The sequence below is a fragment of the Candidatus Accumulibacter contiguus genome, from assembly GCF_012940005.1.
Lineage (GTDB): Bacteria > Pseudomonadota > Gammaproteobacteria > Burkholderiales > Rhodocyclaceae > Accumulibacter > Accumulibacter contiguus.
This window is the reverse complement of record NZ_SPMX01000157.1, coordinates 1-1,019: the sequence shown is the minus strand read 5'-3', so window position 1 is coordinate 1,019 and position 1,019 is coordinate 1. Positions and strand designations below refer to the sequence as shown.

1 protein-coding gene and 1 pseudogene are annotated in these 1,019 nt (G+C 65.9%); both read left to right on the top strand.

Going from position 1 to position 1,019, the window contains the following annotated elements:
* Positions 1-200: pseudogene (locus E4Q08_RS23930) on the top strand (type IV secretion system protein VirB4); the annotation flags it as partial.
* The gene (locus tag E4Q08_RS23925; protein ID WP_169072243.1) at positions 197-970 is read left to right on the top strand and encodes a conjugal transfer protein TrbF; all 774 of its coding nucleotides are present in this window, start codon (positions 197-199) and stop codon (positions 968-970) included. The pseudogene E4Q08_RS23930 and the gene E4Q08_RS23925, both read left to right, overlap by 4 nt.
* Positions 971-1,019 lie beyond the last annotated feature (49 nt).

Sequence of the window (1,019 nt, the reverse complement as noted above, 5' to 3'; positions counted from 1 at the left end):
AGTACTACTACGTCTCGGAGAACGGTCGTCGCCTGTACGACCTCGCCCTCGGCCCCCTGGCGCTCGCCTTCGTCGGCGCCTCCGACAAGGAGTCGCTGGCCACCATCCAGCACCTGGAAAGCAAGTTGGGCGATGGCTGGGTGCACGAGTGGCTGGCCGGGCGGGGATTGACGCTGGACACCTATGGAGTGACCACATGAACTTCGCAGACCAGATCAAGCGCCTGATCGGCCGGAAGCCCGCAGCCGACGCCGATCGCCAAAGCGCAAAAGAACCGACGACCTGGGGGTTCCGCCAGGGCGAAGGCGAGAACCCCTACCTGGCTGCTCGCCGGACCTGGAACGAGCATGTCGGCGGCGTCGTGTCGTCGCGCCAGACCTGGCAGGTGATCGGCATCCTGTCGCTGTTGATCGCGCTGGCGGGCGTCGGCGGCATCATCCACATCGGCAGCCAATCGAAGTTCGTGCCGTACGTCGTCCAGGTCGACCGGCTCGGGCAAGCCGTGGCCGTGGCGCCGGCCGATCGTGCCGCACCGGCCGATGCCCGGGTGATCGAAGCGTCGGTGGCTTCCTTCATCGCCGACGCGCGCCTGGTGACACCGGACGTCGCCCTGCAGCGCAAGGCGGTGTTCCGCGTGTACTCGATGCTGGCACCGAACGACCCGGCCACGGCCAGGATGAACGAATGGCTGAACGGCTCCGAGGAATCCAGCCCATTCAAGCGGGCCACCAAGGAGACGGTCAGCGTCGAGATCGCCTCGGTGCTGCCGCAAACGCCGGAAACCTGGCAGGTCGACTGGGTCGAGACCAGCCGCGACCGCCAGGGGATCCTGAAAGGCCAGCCCTTCCGCATGCGTGCCCTGGTGACGGTCTATGTCGCCGAACCGACCACCAGCACCAGCGAAGAACAGATCCGCAACAATCCGATCGGCCTGTACGTCCGTGACTTCTCCTGGGCGAAGCAGCTCTAAGAAAGGAGCCCCCATGAAAAACCTCTCTTCGCCCTGCTCCCTGGCGTCG

What these genes read in the sequence shown, in the direction of transcription:
- E4Q08_RS23925 (WP_169072243.1), top strand. Translation starts at nt 197, where the DNA reads ATGAACTTCGCAGACCAGATCAAGCGCCTGATCGGCCGGAAGCCCGCA.